This window comes from Lysobacter sp. Soil_N_23 (genome assembly GCF_057656135.1).
Genome location: NZ_JBDGKY010000005.1, coordinates 65,937 through 84,184 on the forward strand (window position 1 = coordinate 65,937; position 18,248 = coordinate 84,184).

The window sequence follows — 18,248 nt, forward strand, 5'->3', positions numbered from 1 at the left end:
TCATCGCGGAGAGCGAACGTGACGCAACCTGCGAACGAATCATCCGGCTTCAATCTGGTCGAGTTCTCCACGCGTCGCCGGGTCACGGTGATGATGGTGACCCTCACCTTCGTGATGTTCGGATTCATCGCGCTGAGCGACCTCAAGGTCAATCTGCTACCCGACCTGAGTTACCCGACCCTGACGGTGCGCACCGAGTACACCGGTGCGGCGCCGTCGGAAATCGAAACCCTGATCAGCGAGCCGGTCGAAGAGGCCGTCGGCGTGGTCAAGGGCCTGCGCAAGCTCAAGTCGGTCTCGCGCACCGGTCAGAGTGACGTCGTGCTCGAGTTCGCCTGGGGCACCGACATGGACCAGGCCAGCCTCGAAGTGCGCGACAAGATGGAAGTCCTGCAATTGCCGCTGGAGGCCAAGGCTCCGGTGCTGCTGCGCTTCAATCCGTCGACCGAACCGATTCTGCGCATCGCGCTGTCGGCCAAGACCGCCGCGAGCAACGACACCGAAGCCATGCGCCAGCTCACCGGGCTGCGCCGCTACGCCGATGACGATCTGAAGAAGAAGCTCGAGCCGGTCGATGGCGTCGCCGCGGTCAAGGTCGGCGGTGGTCTCGAGGACGAGATCCAGGTCGACATCGACCAGCAGAAGCTGGCGCAGCTGAACCTGCCGATCGACAACGTCATCCAGCGCCTGCAGCAGGAGAACATCAACATCTCCGGCGGTCGCCTGGAGGAAGGTTCGCAGCGCTACCTGGTTCGTACGGTGAACCAGTTCGCCAGCGTGCCGGAGATCCGCGAGATGCTGGTCACCACCCGCAGTGGTGGCGACAACGCGGCCGCCAGCGCGGCTGCGCAGATGGCGGCAATCGCGGCGCAGACCGGTTCGGCCGAAGCCATGGCGGCGGCAGCGTCCGTGCAAAGTGCCAATTCCGCTGGCGGTGGCGCCGTGGCCGGCGGCATGCCGGTGCGCCTGAAGGACATCGCCGAAGTCCGCCAGGGCTACAAGGAACGCGAGGCGATCATCCGCCTGGCCGGCAAGGAAGCCGTCGAGCTGGCGATCTACAAGGAAGGCGACGCCAATACCGTCGCCACCGCCGACGCAATCAGCAAGCGCCTGCAGGAGATCAAGGACCAGATCCCGCCGGAGGTGGAACTGACCACGATCGACGACCAGTCGTTGTTCATCCGTCACGCCATCAGCGACGTCAAGAAAGACGCGGTGATCGGCGGCATGCTGGCCGTGCTGATCATCTTCCTGTTCCTGCGCGATGGCTGGAGCACGTTCGTCATCGGCCTGTCGCTGCCGGTGTCGATCATCGCGACGTTCTTCTTCATGGGCCAGTTGGGCCTGAGCCTCAACGTGATGTCGCTCGGCGGCCTGGCGCTGGCCACCGGCCTGGTCGTGGACGACTCGATCGTCGTGCTCGAAAGCATCGCCAAGGCGCGAGAACGAGGGCTGGGCATCCTCGATGCCGCCATCGCCGGCACCCGCGAAGTGAGCATGGCCGTGGTTGCGTCGACATTGACCACCATCGCCGTGTTCCTGCCGCTGGTGTTCGTGCAGGGCATCGCCGGCCAGCTGTTCCGCGACCAGGCATTGACCGTGGCGCTGGCGATCGGCATCTCGCTGATCGTGTCGATGACGCTGATCCCGATGCTCAGCGCGCTCAAGGGCCGGCCGCCGATGGCGTTCCCGGAAGAGGCGCCGCATCCGCGCTGGCAGCCGACGTCGAAGCTGCAGAAGCCGATCGCTGCCGTCGAACACGGCATCGGTGCCGGCACCCGCGGCGCTTTCTTCGGTCTGGCCTGGCTGATCGTCCGCGCCTGGCGTGGTCTGGTCGCGGTCGTCGGGCCGGTGATGCGCAAGGCAAGCGACATCGCCATGGCGCCGTACGGTCGTGCCGAGCGCGGTTACATGAAGCTGCTGCCGACCGCGCTGCGCAAGCCGTGGCTGGTGCTGGGCTTTGCCGCAGCGGCATTCGCGCTGACCTTGCTTGCGGTCCCGCTGCTGGGTGCCGATCTGATCCCGCAGCTGGCCCAGGACCGCTTCGAGATGACCGTGAAGCTGCCGCCGGGTACGCCGCTGCGCGAAACCGACGCACTGGTGCGCGAACTGCAGGGCAAGCACGCCAAGGACGATGGCATCCGCACGCTGTACGGCGTCAGCGGCAGTGGTACCCGACTGGACGCCAATCCGACTGAAAGCGGCGAGAACATCGGCAAGCTGACCGTGGTCATGGCCGATGGGGGCAGCAAGGACGTGGAAGCGCGCGAGACCGAGCGCCTGCGCACGACCATGCAGTCGCACCCGGGTGCGCAGGTGGACTTCAGCCGACCGGAGCTCTTCAGCTTCTCCACACCGCTTGAAATCGAACTGCGCGGGCAGGACCTGGAGAGCATCCAGGTCGCCGGCCAGCGCATGGCGGCGATGCTGCGTGCCAATCCTCACTATGCCGACGTCAAGTCGACCGTCGAGGAAGGCTTCCCGGAGATCCAGATCCGCTTCGACCAGGACCGCGCCGGTGCGCTCGGCCTGACCACACGCCAGATCGCCGACGTGGTCGTGAAGAAAGTGCGCGGCGACGTCGCCACGCGCTACAGCTTCCGCGACCGCAAGATCGACGTGCTGGTGCGTGCCCGCGAAACCGATCGCGCCTCGGTCGACAACATCCGTCGCCTGATCGTCAATCCCGGCAGTTCCCGCCCGGTGACGCTGGATGCGGTGGCCGACGTCGTCTCGACGACCGGCCCGAGCGAGATCCACCGCGCCGACCAGGTGCGTGTGGCGATCGTCTCGGCCAACCTGCGCGATATCGACCTGGGCGCCGCCGTGCAGGAAGTGCGCGACATGATCGCCGAGCAGCCGCTCGGTGCCGGTGTCGGCATGCACATCGGTGGCCAGGGCGAAGAGCTGGCCGAGTCGGTGCGTTCGCTGCTGTTCGCGTTCGGCCTGGCGATCTTCCTGGTCTACCTGGTGATGGCGTCGCAGTTCGAATCGCTGCTGCACCCCTTCGTGATCCTGTTCACCATCCCGCTGGCCCTGGTCGGCGCGGTGCTGGCGCTGCTGCTCACCAATTCACCGGTCTCCGTGGTGGTGTTCATCGGCCTGATCCTGCTGGTGGGCCTGGTGGTGAAGAACGCGATCATCCTGGTCGACAAGGTCAACCAGCTGCGCGAGGCCGGCGTGGCCAAGCGCGAGGCCCTGGTCGAAGGTGCCCGTTCGCGACTGCGCCCGATCATCATGACCACGATGTGCACGCTGTTCGGCTTCCTGCCACTGGCGCTGGCGATGGGCGAGGGCGCGGAAGTGCGCTCGCCGATGGCCATCACGGTGATCGGCGGCCTGCTGGTGTCGACGCTGCTGACGCTGCTGGTGATCCCGGTCGTGTACGACCTGCTGGACCGCCGCGCCGACGACTACTACGTCGAGCGAGCCCGACGCACGCGCGGCAGTGTCGAGCATGGCAAGGTCTCGTCGAACGACGACGGCCAGGTCGAGCCGGTCTGAGCGGGGCGCTGACATGACGATTGCAGAGCTCAGCATCAGGCGGCCGGTCACGGCGATCATGTTCTTCGTGTCGCTGTTCGTGATCGGCCTGATCGCGGCGATCCGGCTGCCGCTGGAGGCCTTCCCGGAAGTCTCGCCACCGTTCATCTTCGTCCAGATCCCTTACGAGGGGTCGACGCCGGAAGAGGTGGAACGCACGCTGCTGCGGCCGGTGGAAGAAGCGCTGTCGACGATGACCGACGTCAAGCGCATGGATGCCACCGCCCGTTCCAACGGAGCCGAGATCTTCATGCAGTTCTCGGACTGGGACCGCGATGTCGCCATCGCGGCCTCGGAGGCGCGCGAGCGCATCGACGCCATTCGCGACGACCTGCCGGACGACCTGCAGCGCTACAGCGTGTTCAAGTTCTCCACCACCGACGAACCGGTGTTGCGGGTGCGCCTGGCCAGTACGACCGACCTGACCGGCTCGTACGACATGATCGAGCGCGAGTTCAAGCGGCGCATCGAGCGCATCCCCGGCGTGGCACGGGTGGAAGTGACCGGTGCGGCGCCTAACGAGGTCGAGATCGCCATCGATCCCGACCGGCTCACCGCGCACAACCTGAGCATCAACGACCTCAACACCCGACTGCAGGCGGTCAACTTCTCGGTATCCGCCGGGCAGATCGACGATGGCGGGCGGCGCCTGCGTGTGCAGCCGGTTGGTGAGATCACCGACCTGCAGCAACTGCGTGACCTGATCATCGACACCAAGGGCACGCGCCTTGGCGACATCGCCGAAATCCGCCTGAAGCCGGCGCGGATGAACTACGGCCGCAGGCTCGACGGCAAGCCCGCGATCGGCCTGGACATCTTCAAGGAGCGCCAGGCCAACCTGGTGGAGGTCTCGAGCAATGCGCTCAAGGAGGTCGAGGCGATCCGCGACCAGCCGGAAATGGCCGGGATCCAGATCAAGATCATCGACAACCAGGGCGACAACGTCACCAGTTCTCTGCTCGAGCTGGCCGAGGCCGGTGGTATCGGTTTGCTTCTGTCGATCGCGGTGTTGTTCTTCTTCCTGCGCCACTGGCCGTCGACGCTGATGGTGACCCTGGCCATCCCGATCTGCTTCGTGATGACCCTTGGCTTCATGTACTTCACCGGTGTCACGCTCAACATCCTGACGATGATGGGCCTGCTGCTGGCGGTGGGCATGCTGGTCGACAACGCCGTGGTCGTGGTGGAGAGCATCTACCAGGAACGCGAGCGCATGCCGGACCAGCCGACGATGGCCTCGATCATCGGCACCAGGCACGTCGCCATCGCCTTGTCGGCCGGCACGCTGTGCCACTGCATCGTGTTCCTGCCGAACCTGTTCGGCGACCGCAACTTCCTGAGCATCTACCTGTCGCAGATCGCGATCACGATCTCGGTATCGCTGCTGGCCTCGTGGCTGGTGGCTGTCAGCCTGATCCCGATGATCTCGGCGCGGCTGAAGACGCCGCCGGCGGTGCGCTCGGACCGCGGCCTGATCCCGCGCCTGCAGAGCGGCTACGCCCGCTTCCTGCGCTGGACGCTGGAGCACCGCGGCAAGAGCGTGCTCGGCATCCTGATGATCATCGCCATCAGCGTCGTGCCGATGGTCCTGACCAAGAAGAACATGTTCGGTGGCGACGACGGCACCGAGACCAACATCTTCTACCAGTGGAAGGGCGCCTACACCAAGGAGCAGATGTCGGCGGAAATCCTCAAGATCGAGAAGTTCCTCGAGGCCAACCGCAAGCGCTACAACATCACCCAGATCTATTCGTTCTTCAGCGAACAGGGCTGGGGCGGCACGCGCATCACCTTCGACACCGCCAAGATCGACCAGACCAAGGCGACGATCGAGAAACTGCGCAACGATCTGCCAAAGTCTGCGCGCGCCAACATCGGCATCGGCAACCAGGGCGGCGGTGGCGGTGGCGGTGGACCGGGCCAGAACGTCCAGGTCCAGCTGGTCGGCGACTCGACCGAGACCCTGGTCGAACTGGCGAACGACATCGTGCCGATCCTGTCCAAGCGCAAGGAACTGCGTGACGTCCGCGTCGACATCGGCGACCAGAACAGCGAGCTGTCGGTGCACGTCGACCGGGATCGCGCTGCGGCATTCGGCTTCAGTGCGCAGGAGGTGGCCAGCTTCGTCGGCCTGGCACTGCGTGGCGCTCCGCTGCGCGAGTTCCGTCGCGGCGAAACCGAAGTCCCGGTGTGGGTGCGTTTCGCCGGCGCCGAAGAGTACGGCGTCGAAGACATCGACAGCTTCACCGTACGTGCCCCGGACGGTCGCACCGTGCCGTTGCTGGCAATGGTCGACGTGGCAGTGAAGCCGTCGGCGACGCAGATCCAGCGCGCCAACCGCCAGACCACGGTGGCGATCCAGGCCAACCTGGCCGAAAAAGCCACCGTGCCCGAAGCACGCAAGGCGATGGAGGAGACGCTCAAGTCGGTGGCGTTCCCGGCCGGCTACAGCTTCACCTTCGACAGCGGCGCTTTCGAGGACGAGGCCGAAGCCAACAATCAGATGATGTTCAACCTGCTGATCGCCCTGGTCATGATCTACGTGGTGATGGCGGCGGTGTTCGAATCGCTGCTGTTCCCGTCGGCGATCATGAGCGGCGTGCTGTTCTCGGTGTTCGGTGTGTTCTGGTTGTTCTGGCTCACCGGTACCGAGTTCAACATCATGGCCTTCATCGGCATCCTGGTGCTGATGGGCGTGGTGGTGAACAACGGCATCGTGATGATCGAGCACATCAACAATCTGCGCCGGCGCGGTCTGTCGCGTACCGACGCCCTGGTCGAGGGCAGTCGCGAACGACTGCGTCCGATCCTGATGACGATGGGCACGGCGATCCTGGCGATGGTTCCGATCTCGCTGACCAGCACGCAGATGGGCGGCGACGGTCCTCCGTACTACCCGATGGCGCGTGCCATCGCCGGCGGCCTGGCGTTCTCGACGGTGGTCAGCCTGCTGTTCCTGCCGACGATCTACGCGATGCTGGACGACCTGCGCAATGGCACCTCGCGCATGGTGCGACGTGCGCGTGGCAAGGGAGAGGGCAGCGTCCCGGCAGCGGCGGTGGTGGCGCTGAAGGCGGAATAACCCTACGATTGTGTCGAGGAAACGGGAAGGCTTGCCTTCCCGTTTTCTTATGGGCGTCCTTCCCATTGCGGCCTAACGTGACAGCTTCAGTCACGCATCAGGCACAGGGAACGTCACGATGCTCGTCCTCCTGGCGACCTCGCAGAGGTCGGAGTCCGTCTGCGCGGGGCGTCGTCCTGAGTGCGGCTTCACGTTGCTCGAGCTGATGGTTGCCGTCGCGGTGGTGGCGATCGTGGCCGCCATCGGCTATCCGAGCATGACCGCCATCATCAGCAGCAACCGCCTCGGCGGCGCGACCAATGAAATGGTGGCAACGCTGCAATTGGCCCGGCTGGAGGCGGTTCGCCTCAACCGGACCGTCACGGTCTGCCGCAGCACCGATGGCGCCAGCTGCGCGGCAGGAGCCGTCTGGGATCGCTGGATCACCATTGCCGATGTGGACGGTGATGGTGTCGTCGACGACGTTCTGCACGTAGGCAATGCCCTCACAGGCGTCCAGCTCAGGGCCAGCACGGCCATCCAGGACAGCCGCATCGCATTCCGCTCCGATGGCCTGGCGCACGCCAGTGGCGGTTCGTTGCTGAACGCATCGGTCGCGGTCTGTGTCCCGGTCGATCGCCTCGCCGAGAACCAGCGGCGGATCAGCATCGGCGCGGGCAGCCGCATTTCCACCCTGCCGGAGAATGGAGGAGGGCGGTGTGGCGTGCCAGATGATCTGTAGTCCTGGCCGGCCCTGGCGCGTCGTTGCTGGTCCGCGCTGCACTGGTGCCGGCCGACAGCGTGGCGTGGGCCTGATCGAGGTGCTTGTCGCCGTGCTGGTGATGGCGATCGGCCTGCTGGGAATTGCCGCCATGCAGGCGGCGGCGCTGCGCAACAGCCAGAGCTCCCTGGAGCGCAGTCAGGCCGTGATGCTCAGCTACACGATCCTGGACGCGATGCGCGCGAACGTAATCGAAGCAAGGGCAGGGGGGTACGACATGGAGATGACCTGCAAGATCCCGACGCGGCAGCAGACTGACCCTGCAGCGACGCTGGGGTTCAGTGACCGTTTCGTCTGGGTTGCCCGGATCAAGTCCCTGCTGGGCGAGAATGGTTGCGGCGGCATCGCATGCAGCACAGTGGCAGGAAGCGAGGCCAGGGACTGCAGCGTGACGGTTCGCTGGGACGACTCCCGCGGCACGGGTGGCAACGAACAGCACGAGATGACAACCGTGGTGAGGATATGAGCTTCCTGTGCGGGCGGTCCATCCGGACCAAGGCCGACAATGGTGGCTTCAGCCTTGTCGAGTTGATGATCTCGCTGGTACTTGGCTTGCTGGTGTCGGCGGCCGCCGTCGGAATCTTCCTTTCCAACCAGCGCACCTGGCGGGCGACGGAGAGCCTGGCACGCATCCAGGAGGATGGCAGGGTGGCGTTCGAACTGATGGCGAGCGACCTTCGCCAGGCTGCCGGGAACGCGTGCGGACGGAACCTTCCCGTGGCCAATGTCCTCAACGGTGCATCTGCGGCGGCGGCTCCGTGGTGGATGGACTGGGGCAGGGGGATAATCGGCTACGACAATGGCGCGCTTGAGCACACCGCGGCCGGAACCGATGCGGTCGAGTTCGTGTCGTCGGGCAGCCAGGTTGTCACGGTGATCCAGCACGACAAACAGCCCCAAAGTGCTGGAGGCGTCGCCAGTTTCAGGATCGACACGACCCGCCACGACTTCCGCGATCGCGACATCGTCCTGGTCTGCGACTACAGCCAGGTCAGCATTCTCCAGGTCAGCAGCGCCAGCAAAGGTAGCGATAGGATCGAGTACGTTCATGGAACCGGCAGCCCGGGCAACTGCACCACCGACCTCGCGGTGCCAGTCCTCTGCGCCGCCTGCGGAAGCAGCAAGACCTACGGTCCGCACTCGCTGATGGCCCGCCTGCAAGTGACGCGTTGGTTCGTTGACGACAACGGCCGCGGCGGTCGGTCGCTCTATCGTGTCCAGATGGACCGGGGTGCCTTCAAGTCGCGTGAGGAAGTCGCAGAACACATACAGGACATGCAGATCACCTACCTTGTTGCTGGCGCGATCCCATACGTGGCTGCCAGAGCCAGCCTCGACTGGAAGAATGTCGTCGCCGCGCGGATCAGATTGTCCCTACGTGGATCGGCGAACGTGGGCGTGGATCGCGCTCCACTCAAGCGCACGCTGGTCCACACGGTTACGTTGCGGAATCGCACCACGTGACCCTGCGCACCTCTTATCCGCCTGGGCGACGCCAGCGCGGCGCGACGCTGATGGTGGTCCTGATCCTTTTGATCGTGGTGACGTTGCTTGGCTTGGTCGCGTTGCGCGGGACCCTTATGGAAGAGCGAATGAGCGCCCACATGTTCGATCGCAGCCTGGCCTTCCAGGCAGCGGAATCCGCACTTCGTGTCGCGGAGCAGGAAGTGCAGGAGGCGGCAGTGGCGGGACGTTCGATAGGTGTGGACTGCTCTTCGGCCCGCGTGACCTGTCCGGGAACGCCGACAGGCGTCGATAGTGCCAGCCACGGGCAATGTGCAGCCAACACGCCGGGTTGCTGGATCAGCGTCGAGCCAAAGTCGTCCTACTCCGATGAAGCTGCCGGTGCACCGCAGTACTACATCGAGTACATGGGCGACGTCCAGCTGAGTGTCGATGATCCGGATCCCGACCTGAGCGCATCAGGTTTCCAGTACGGTGCCACGCAACCGACTTACAGCAGATCCATCTATCGCATCTCGGCACGAAGCCATCCTGGTGGAAGTCGTGCCGTAGTGGCGCTGCAAGCAACCATCGAGTTGCGTTGAACCCGGCACAGTGCCGGCCATTGGACTGTTTAGTTGGAGTGCGAGCAATGGAAGCTCGATCGGGTAGTCGCAAGGACGCCAGGGCATATGCCTCGTCCATCCTCATTGTCTTGTTAACCATGACAGTGAGCACGATGGCCGGACCTGTCAGCGCGCAGGTGGATATCGCGCAGACGCCGCTGAACTTGAGACCAAGGATTCCGGGCAATCTCGCCCTGGTCCTGTCGGTGGAATTTCCGACCATCATCAGCCAGGCCAATATCGGCTCCTACGATGTGGATCGCAGCTACATCGGCTACTTCGATCCGGACAAGTGCTACCACTATCATTATTCTGAGGTCGAGTCCGAGCGGCACTTCTACCCGGTCCGTTTCACCACCCGACATCTATGCAGCCATTCCAGCAAGGAATGGAGTGGCAACTTCATGAACTGGGCGGTGACCCAGACGATCGATCCCTTCCGGCTGGCGCTGACCGGTGGCTACCGCGTTCGAGATACTCCGGTAGAAACCTGGCTCGAGAAGGCAAGGCACGACCGGTCCCGTCAACATCTGTATGACGATCGTCGTCTGCCGGCAGGAGGGGCCGACATTAAGCAGGTTCGCGGCGCGACGCCGGCGTCCTGGAACCAGATACTGGTACAAGTGCGCGGTCTGGGGAACCAGATTCTCATATCGCCGGGTGCGACAAGGGGATCGCCGGTCGCATACGACCCGGAGGTGCACGACCTGATGACGAACGCTCGGGGACAAGCGTTCCCTGTCAACGATCTGCTGCTGAGTGCCCGGGTCAAGGTTTGCGTGCCGGACCTGGTCGAAGCCAACTGCAAGCAATATCGCCAGGGTTGGAAGCCGGAGGGTTTGATCCAGGAGTATTCGGACCGGGTTCGCTACAGCATCTTTGGCTATTTGAATGATTCGAGTCTGGCGCGTGACGGCGGCGTACTGCGCGCGAACCAGAAGTTCGTTGGGCCATACTCGTACGACCCGACCCAGGGATCGGCCGTCAACAGTGCCGGGGAGTGGGACCCCGACACCGGCGTGATCCTTCGCAACCCCGATCCACTAGCCGCGGCGGCGACACCAGGTGCGGAGATCAGGGACAGCGGAGTCATCAACTATCTGAATAAAGCAGGACAGCTGACCACGGCCGAACACAAGAGGATCGACCCGGTCAGCGAGCTCTTCTACGCTGTCGTTCGCTATTTCAAACGCCAGGGAAACGTTGCCTCGTACTCCTATCTGGGCGGACGCAATGCGTATGTCGTGGCCGACGGATTTCCGGTCATTACCGACTGGAAAGATCCCATCCAGTACCGGTGCCAGGCCAACGTGATCCTCGGTATCGGAGACACCGACACCAATGTCGACAAGAATCTGCCCGGCAACACGGTCAAGAGCGGTGAGCCTGCGACTCCGCCGGAAGTTCTGGCCGACAAAACGGTCAATGTGGTTACTGCCACGAACAAGGTCGGTGAACTGGAAGGGTTGCGAATCCGCACCCCGTTTTTTGCAGGAGGCACCAACTCGGCCTATATGGCCGGTCTCGCCTACGATTCGCACACCAGGGACATTCGGGCCGATCTGGACGGCGCGCAAACCATTGCCACGCACTGGGTCGACGTCCTTGAGGGCCGAAACCTGCGGGGCAAGGACCAGAACCTTTACTGGTTGGCAGCCAAGTACGGTGGCTTTCGCGTTCCCGATGGTTACAGTACATCTGAACGGACTGCGTCGCTGCCCGATGGGTGGTGGAACGCCTCGGGCGACATTCTTGCGAAAGATTTCAAGCGGCCCGACACCTTTTATGTGGCAAGCGAAGCCGACAAGATGGTCGAGAGCCTGAAAAAGGCATTCACGCAGATTGCGTCTGAGACCAGCGGTTCGGCAGTCCCTCTAGCAGCGAACACCACACGCCTGGAAACCGGCGCAATGATCTATCAGGCGCGCTTCTATAGCCCGTCCTGGCGTGGCGAGCTGAGTGCGTATCCATGGGACGCAACGACCGGTCAGTTCTCGAATACGCCGACGTGGAATGCAGGCGACAGACTCGCAGCGATGAAGTGGGATCGGCGTCGGATCTACGTGCACAATCCGAAGGCGGCGGGCCGGAGGTATCAGCGGCTGAGCTGGGGGGCACTGGAGCAGGCGCAGTCGGTGCTTGCCGACGAAGCCAGCGTGAACTACCTGCGCGGCGATCGCAGCAATGAAGGCCGGCTGCGCGTACGTCAGGGCATTCTTGGCGATATCGTCAATTCCCAGCCGCTCTTCGTGGGCGCGCCGAATCCGCGTATGTACCGCGGCGCGAAGTTCAGTGGTGCATCGTCCTACCCGGCGTTCGCCGAGCGCCAGTCCGCCCGGCGCGGTGTCGTCTACGTCGGCGCGAACGACGGCATGCTGCATGGCTTCGACGCGACCACCGGCGACGAGGTCTATGCCTTCATGCCGGCGGCGGCCATCAACGCGCAGTTGAAGAGTCTGACGTCCCCGGACTACGAGCATCGATACTTCGTCGACGGTGAACTTACGGTGGCCGACGTTTACTCCAGCCGCGACGGCCGCTGGAAATCGATTCTGGTAGGAAGCATGGGGCGGGGTGGGAAGTCGGTCTTTGCGTTGGACGTCACCGACCCGGAAAAGGTCGCGTTTTTGTGGGAGATGGGGGCTACGGACATAGCGGCGATGGGCAATGTCATCGGCAAACCCATCATCGCTCAGGTTGCCAATGGCGATTGGCGCGTGTTGATGGGCAACGGTCCCAACAGTGCCGCCGGGGCTGCGCAACTGGTCACCATTGGCATCGAGTCCGGTTCGATACAGGTCCGCAACACGGGGGCGGCGGGCAGCAACGGGTTGTCAGGGGTGGACGCGTGGGACGGCGACGGCGATGGCTTCTACGAGACCGTCTATGGCGGCGATTTCGCCGGCAACCTGTGGCGTTTCGACGGTGTGGGCAGCGCCACGATCGCCGTGGGCAAACTGTTCGCGGCCAAGGATAGCGGCGGCAACCCGCAACCCATCACGGTGGCGCCGTTCCTGCTGAGGAACCCGCAGACGCGACAGCTTTGGGTGTACTTCGGTACTGGTCGCTACCTGGCAGGTCGGGACATCGCCGACCGCAGCGAACAGACTTGGTACGGCGTGATTGACGACGGCGACGAGGTGGCCGGCCGCAGCGCGCTGGTCAGGCGACGAATCCAGGCAGAGGTCACCCGCGGTGATCGTGGCTTTCGGGCGACCAGTGCAGCGGTTGCGGGCGACCTGTCAGGCAGGGACGGCTGGTTCCTTGATCTGGTTTCACCGGTCAACGGGAGAGAAGGTGAGCGGATGGTGGTGCCCAACAGCCTCGTGGGCGGTGCGTTGTATGGCACCACGCGCATTCCCGACGCCAGCGACATCTGCAGCCCCGGAGGCAGGGGGTTTGTCATGGGGGTGGAGCCGTTCACCGGTGGGCGACGCACTTCCGCCACCTTTGACGCCAATGGCGATGGACGGATTGACCACCAGGACGTGGTCACGGTCGGGGGGCAGAGCTTTACGGCAAATGGCATTGGTTACGCCAGCGGTCTGAACGATCCGCGCTTCCTGGACGGCACCGCTGTGCTGATTCGGGACGACGGCAAGCGAGAAGAAGCGTCTGTGCCCCACAGTAATGGAAACCAGGCCAGCCGCACCTCGTGGCGCGAACTCCTGCTGGATTAATGGCGGACAACCACATGCATGAGCACGTTGATCGGCCGACCTGTCAAACCTGCAGGCAGCCTTCGGGTTTCACACTGATCGAGCTGATGATCGTCGTGGCGATCGTCGCGATCCTGGCGGCGATCGCATATCCCAGCTATCAGGGCCACGTCATCAAGACCCGCCGCGCAGCAGCGGCGGTGTGCATGTTGGAAGTGGCGCAGTTCATGGAGCGCTACTACACGACGCACTTGCGATACGTCGATAGCGCGGGTGCAGCGCCGACCATTCCGGCGACGCAGTGCCGAACCGAGCTGCAAAGTCACTACACGATCGGCTTGGCCGACGGCACTGTCGCCGGGGCCTACTCGGTCCAGGCCGTACCCAAGGGCGTACAAGCCATCCGCGACAAGAAGTGCGCAACGTTGGCGATCAACCAGCAGGGCGCGAAGCGTGAATCCGGGACCGCCGCCACTGCGACGGAATGCTTCTAGCGCTCCGCTGCAGGGCGGGAGGCGAGCCTCAGCCGACGAGCTTGCCCACCATCCGCAAACCCCCCGTCCACACGCCGATCGCGGTGCCCAGGCTGGTCAGGAAGAAGTTGAGCAGCACGCGCGCGACGCGATTGCGCCACCAGCCGCGCCAGCTCTGTACGTCGTCGCGCAGGGCCATGAAGTCGGCATAGGTCGGTTTGCGGATCCACGCCTCGGTGAGCGCACTGAGCGTGCCCGAAGCAAGCGCCGGGTGCAGCGGGGTGATCGGCGATGCCACGAACGCAACCAGGATGCTCAGCGGGTGTCCGCCGGCGATGGCGCAGCCGATCGCGCCGAGCACGCCGGTGGCCAGCACCCACTGCAGCAGCAGATCGGAGCCGACGTCGATGCCCCCGCGCCAGAAGCCCCAGGCGAAACCACCCAGCACGAACACCGCCAGGAAGATGGTGAACCACGGCACGTCGCTCTTCTTCGGCAGCGCCTCCAGTTCCTCCCGGATGGTGTCCGGTGAGCGGACTTCATCCTTGAGGTGGCGTGCCAGGCCCTGCAGATGGCCGGCACCGACCACGGCCAGCACTTCGCGCGCATCGCCGTGGGTCTCGCGCAGGCGCGCGGCCATGTAGCGATCGCGCTCGGCGATCACGGTTTCGTAGAGCTCGGGACTGTCGCTGGCGAATTCGCCGAAGCTCGACTCGAGCATGTCGCCCTGCTTGAGCTTTTCGATCTCGTCGGCACCGACTTCCTCGTCGATGAACAGCGCCGCCATCAGACCGCCGCCGAGCTTGGCCCGCGACCACCAGCCGAGCCGGTTGTTGGCGCGCTTGAAGGTCAGGCCGACATCGCGGTCGATCAGATGTACCGGCAGCTCCCGCTGACGGGCCTCGAGCACGGCGCGCTTGAGCTCGGCGCCGGGTTCGATGCCAAGCTGCTCGGCCAGGCGCCGCTGGTATGCGGCCAGTGCCAGGTTGGCCGCGAACAATGCCGTCTTGCCCGTGCGGATGACCTGGACCAGGTCCAGGCGCGCCAGCGCGTCCGGGTCGGTCAGGGCCTGCAGGCGCTGAGGATCGAGTTCGACCGCAACGGCGTCGAATGCGCCACTGTCGATGGCGTCGCGGACGGCTTCGACGCTGGCCTGCGAAACATGTGCGGTGCCCAGCAGCGTGTAGCGCACGCCGTCGCGCTCGACGATCGCATGCGGCTGGCCGGCCAGGACGGCATCGAGTGCCACCTGTGCAGTGGATTCGATCATGGCTGCACCCGGCGGTCGGACAGGGTGGAACGCGAAACGGTTTGCGGTGCTGCGGGCATGCGGCGTTGCCTTTCGGGGTTTGCGCAGCAAGACGGCGCCAGTCCGGCGCCGTCTTGCTGATGTATGGAGTGGCTGCAGCGCAGCTTAGGGCCAGACCACCATCGGGGCAACGCGAGTCGTCCCAGGCCACATGCGCGGGCCCTGCGCTCAGGCGACGCCGAAGGGCAGGTTGGTGCTGGACACGATGCGATCGCCGACGGCTTCCCCGTGCAGGAAGCGCAGGCTGGCGGCGATCACCTCGCCATCGTCGAGGACGCGGCGATGGCCCAGGCCACGCGTGGTCAGCAGCCGCGAGTCCGGCCAGTAGCGTGCGTAGCGCTCGCCTTCCTCCCAGGGTACGTCGCGGTCTTCCAGGTCGTGCACGATCAGCGCAGGGCGACCGATGACCGGAGCATTCAGGTGTGCCTGCTGCTCGGCGAAGGTGATGCCGATCCGGCTTTCGAAGTAGGCGAACAGCCGCAGGAACAGCCTGTGTCCGATCCACATCACGTTGGCAAACCGTTCGGCCGCGGCGACCGGGTCGGCAGCCGGGGCGATCAGGACCGCGCGCGCCGCCTTCAATCCCCGGGCCATGGCGAGCAGCGTCGCCGCGCCGCCGAGGGAGTGCCCAATCACCGCCGCCGCCGGACCGTAGTGGTCGCCAACGGCCAGCAGATGCCGGGTGAAGTCGGGCAGCGTCGCCTGCGTGCCCGGGCTGCGGCCGTGCGCAGGCTGATCGAATGCGACCACCGCGTAACCTGCGGCGATCAGCCCGGGCAGCCACGCGGCGATGCGCGTGCCATGGCTGGACCATCCGTGCGCAAACAACACATAGGGCTGTCTGTCCGGGTTCCCCCAGACGTAGGCGGCAATGGCATGCCCATCGACATCGACCTGCTCTTCGCGGGCGCCCTGGGTGGATGCAGCGAGGGCGCGGCTGCGGGTCGAGGACATCGGCGTCGAGAACAGGCGCGCGGCTCGTTGCACCGCCGCCTGCGGGGAGAGCGGGGCGCCAAGCGCAAAGCCCAGGCGCAGGCCGTACAACCGCATGATGTTACGAACGGTCGTGCTAATTGTGGCGATGAGCGGATACATGGGAGCCTCCGGTAGGGGTCAGAGGGGGGAGGAGTACGAGCGGAAGAGCCGCTCGAGTGCGCGGCGGCCGCGGGTCACGGCCAGTTCGAAGCCGAACAGGCCGGCATCGTGGTGGACGATCAGCGCCAGGCTGTAGATCTCGAAAGCCATCTGCTCGGCATCCGTATCGGCGGCGAAGTGGCCGGTTTCGACGGCGAGAGCGATGGCGCGGGTCAGCTCCAGCCGCCAGCGCAGGTCATGGGCGACGACGCGGTCGCGGATCTCACCCGGTCGATCGTCGTACTCGCTGGCGGCACTGAGCAGCAGGCAACTGCCTTCGGACGATTGCCGGGCCCAGTCGAACCAGGCTTCGACGATGGCGCGAAGCCTGGGCAGGCCGCGTGGGAGTTTCAGTGCCGGCAGCAGGACATGGGCGACGAAGCGTTGGCCTGCCGCATCCAGGACCGCCAACTGCAGGTCCTCGCGCGAGCCGAAATGGGCGAACACGCCGCTCTTCGACATTCCCACCGCCTGCGCCAGTGGCCCGATCGACAGGCCTTCCAAGCCGGCGGAGCAGGCGATGTCGTAGGCGCGATCGATGATCGCTTCGCGGGTGGCGGCGCCTTTACTGGTGGCGGCAAGTGCGGACATGCGAGGAAAATAGCACGTCCGTTCGTTTTAATTTTGACCGCTCGTCGGGACTGCCGTCTCCCGCTTCGGTGAGATGGGTCGCGAGCGCAGAAGGCTGGGTTCTAGGCCGTCTCTGGCGCGGTCGTCATCCCCGCGCCAAGGTCCAGTTGCATCTGCACGGTATCCAGCCAGCGCCCGTGCTTGCGCCCGAGACCGGCAAACACACCGACCGTGCGGAATCCAAGCCGCTCGTGCAGGGCGATCGAGGCTGTGTTGCTGACGTCGCCGACCACGGCGACCATCTGCCGGAATCCCAGTTTCGTGCACTCGTCTATCAGCCGTTGCAGCAGCGCCCGGCCGACGCCGCGGCCCTGCAGTTCGGGAACGATGTAGACCGTGTCCTCGACTGTCCAGCGGTACCCCTCGCGGCTGCGGTAGCTGCTGGCGTAGGCGTAACCGGCGAATCGCCCGTCGAGTTCGGCGACGATGTAGGGATAGCCTTGCGCGACGATGGCCTGCCAGCGTCGGGTCATCTCGGCCTGGTCGGGCGTGTCGTATTCGTAGGTGGCGACGTGGTCGTCGACTTCGCGCGCGTACAGCGCGGTGATCGCCGGCAGATCGCCGGCGACGGCAGTGCGGATCGAAAGCGGTGTGACCAAGCGGCTCAGTCGCGGTAGCGCTTGAGCAGATCGCCGTAAGCGTCGATGCGGCGATCGCGCAGGAACGGCCAGATCCGGCGCACGTGCTCGCTGCGCTGCATGTCGACCTCGGCCATCAGGATCTCGGGCTCGGCGACGGTCGACTGCGCAAGGAACTCGCCCTGCGGCCCCAGGACGTGGCTGGTGCCCCAGAAGTCGATGCCAGCCGCGTCCAGCGGCGACTGCTCGTGGCCGACGCGGTTGCAGCTGAGCACCGGCAAGCCGTTGGCCACGGCATGGCCGCGGTGGCTGAGCACCCAGGCATCGCGCTGGCGGTCCTTCTCGGCTTGTTCATCGGTGGGATCCCAGCCGATCGCGGTCGGGTACAGCAGCAGCTCGGCACCTGCCAGCGCCATCAGGCGTGCGCCTTCCGGATACCACTGGTCCCAGCACACCAGCACGCCCAGGCGACCGACCGAAGTCTGGATCGGCTCGAAGCCGATATCGCCCGGAGTGAAGTAGAACTTCTCGTAGAAACCCGGGTCGTCCGGGATGTGCATCTTGCGGTACTTGCCGGCGGTGGAACCGTCGGCATCGAAGACGACTGCGGTGTTGTGGTACAGGCCCGCAGCACGCTTCTCGAACAGCGAGCTGACCAGCACCACGCCGTGCTGCTTCGCCAACGCACCCAGGCGCTCCGTGCTCGGGCCAGGAATGGTCTCGGCGAGGTCGAACTCGTTGACCGATTCGTGCTGGCAGAAGTAGGGGCCGTTATGCAGTTCCTGCAGCAGCACCAGCCTCGCACCGCGCTTGGCCGCCTCGGCCACGCGCGCCTCGATGTTGGCCAGGTTGGCCTCGCGGCTGCCGTGGTCGCGGTCCTGGATCAGGGCGACGGGGAGGGTGGTCTTCTTCATGGCAACTGGGAATCCGGGGCGCAGGGGACGGCGGATATTGTAGGCGCGGCCGATGATGCCGATTCGCGGGTACGGTAACGGTAGGAGCGAGCTTGCT

The 18,248-nt window shown here is 65.0% G+C and carries 13 protein-coding genes; 8 read left to right on the plus strand and 5 right to left on the minus strand.

The window, feature by feature from the left end:
• Positions 1 to 18 precede the first annotated feature (18 nt).
• The 8 genes from AC3A3X_RS05645 (at position 19) to AC3A3X_RS05680 (ending at position 13,607) form a co-directional block, all read left to right on the plus strand.
• Positions 19 to 3,504 (plus strand): efflux RND transporter permease subunit, encoded by a 3,486-nt coding sequence (locus tag AC3A3X_RS05645; protein ID WP_487582063.1) that lies wholly within the window; start codon positions 19 to 21, stop codon positions 3,502 to 3,504.
• A 13-nt stretch (positions 3,505 to 3,517) separates the two neighbouring features.
• Entirely contained in the window at positions 3,518 to 6,625 is a 3,108-nt protein-coding gene (locus AC3A3X_RS05650) for an efflux RND transporter permease subunit (RefSeq protein ID WP_487582064.1), read from the plus strand.
• Positions 6,626 to 6,743: 118 nt separating this feature from the next.
• Positions 6,744 to 7,346 (plus strand): GspH/FimT family pseudopilin, encoded by a 603-nt coding sequence (locus AC3A3X_RS05655; protein ID WP_487582065.1) that lies wholly within the window; start codon positions 6,744 to 6,746, stop codon positions 7,344 to 7,346.
• Positions 7,336 to 7,851 (plus strand): type IV pilus modification protein PilV, encoded by a 516-nt coding sequence (gene pilV / locus AC3A3X_RS05660; protein ID WP_487582197.1) that lies wholly within the window; start codon positions 7,336 to 7,338, stop codon positions 7,849 to 7,851. The genes AC3A3X_RS05655 and pilV overlap by 11 nt, the downstream gene beginning before the upstream one ends.
• Positions 7,848 to 8,849 carry a PilW family protein gene (locus AC3A3X_RS05665; protein WP_487582066.1) on the plus strand — a complete coding sequence of 334 codons (1,002 nt, stop codon included), beginning with the start codon at positions 7,848 to 7,850 and terminating at the stop codon, positions 8,847 to 8,849. The genes pilV and AC3A3X_RS05665 overlap by 4 nt, the downstream gene beginning before the upstream one ends.
• Positions 8,846 to 9,433, plus strand: coding sequence for a pilus assembly PilX family protein (locus AC3A3X_RS05670; RefSeq protein ID WP_487582067.1), 588 nt, complete (start codon positions 8,846 to 8,848; stop codon positions 9,431 to 9,433). Before AC3A3X_RS05665 ends, AC3A3X_RS05670 begins: the two co-directional genes overlap by 4 nt.
• Positions 9,434 to 9,480: 47 nt before the next feature.
• A complete protein-coding gene (locus AC3A3X_RS05675) occupies positions 9,481 to 13,134 on the plus strand; it encodes a pilus assembly protein (protein WP_487582068.1) in 3,654 nt (1,217 codons plus the stop codon).
• Positions 13,135 to 13,148: 14 nt separating this feature from the next.
• Positions 13,149 to 13,607: a type IV pilin protein gene (locus AC3A3X_RS05680; RefSeq protein ID WP_487582069.1), complete on the plus strand. Its 459-nt coding sequence runs from the start codon at positions 13,149 to 13,151 to the stop codon at positions 13,605 to 13,607.
• A gap of 28 nt (positions 13,608 to 13,635) precedes the next feature.
• On the opposite strand, the gene AC3A3X_RS05685 is transcribed toward AC3A3X_RS05680, so the two are convergent.
• The 5 genes from AC3A3X_RS05685 to AC3A3X_RS05705 all read right to left on the minus strand — a co-directional run bounded on the left by AC3A3X_RS05685 (position 13,636) and on the right by AC3A3X_RS05705 (position 18,151).
• A complete protein-coding gene (locus tag AC3A3X_RS05685) occupies positions 13,636 to 14,856 on the minus strand; it encodes a TraB/GumN family protein (RefSeq protein ID WP_487582070.1) in 1,221 nt (406 codons plus the stop codon).
• Between the two features lie 207 nt (positions 14,857 to 15,063).
• Positions 15,064 to 15,990 (minus strand): alpha/beta fold hydrolase, encoded by a 927-nt coding sequence (locus AC3A3X_RS05690; RefSeq protein ID WP_487582071.1) that lies wholly within the window; start codon positions 15,988 to 15,990, stop codon positions 15,064 to 15,066.
• An 18-nt stretch (positions 15,991 to 16,008) separates the two neighbouring features.
• Positions 16,009 to 16,620, minus strand: coding sequence for a TetR/AcrR family transcriptional regulator (locus AC3A3X_RS05695; protein ID WP_487582072.1), 612 nt, complete (start codon positions 16,618 to 16,620; stop codon positions 16,009 to 16,011).
• 101 nt (positions 16,621 to 16,721) lie between these two features.
• On the minus strand, positions 16,722 to 17,258 hold the full coding sequence (locus AC3A3X_RS05700; RefSeq protein WP_487582073.1) for an N-acetyltransferase family protein: 537 nt from the start codon (positions 17,256 to 17,258) through the stop codon (positions 16,722 to 16,724).
• Positions 17,259 to 17,263: 5 nt separating this feature from the next.
• Positions 17,264 to 18,151: a carbon-nitrogen hydrolase gene (locus AC3A3X_RS05705; protein WP_200605344.1), complete on the minus strand. Its 888-nt coding sequence runs from the start codon at positions 18,149 to 18,151 to the stop codon at positions 17,264 to 17,266.
• Positions 18,152 to 18,248 lie beyond the last annotated feature (97 nt).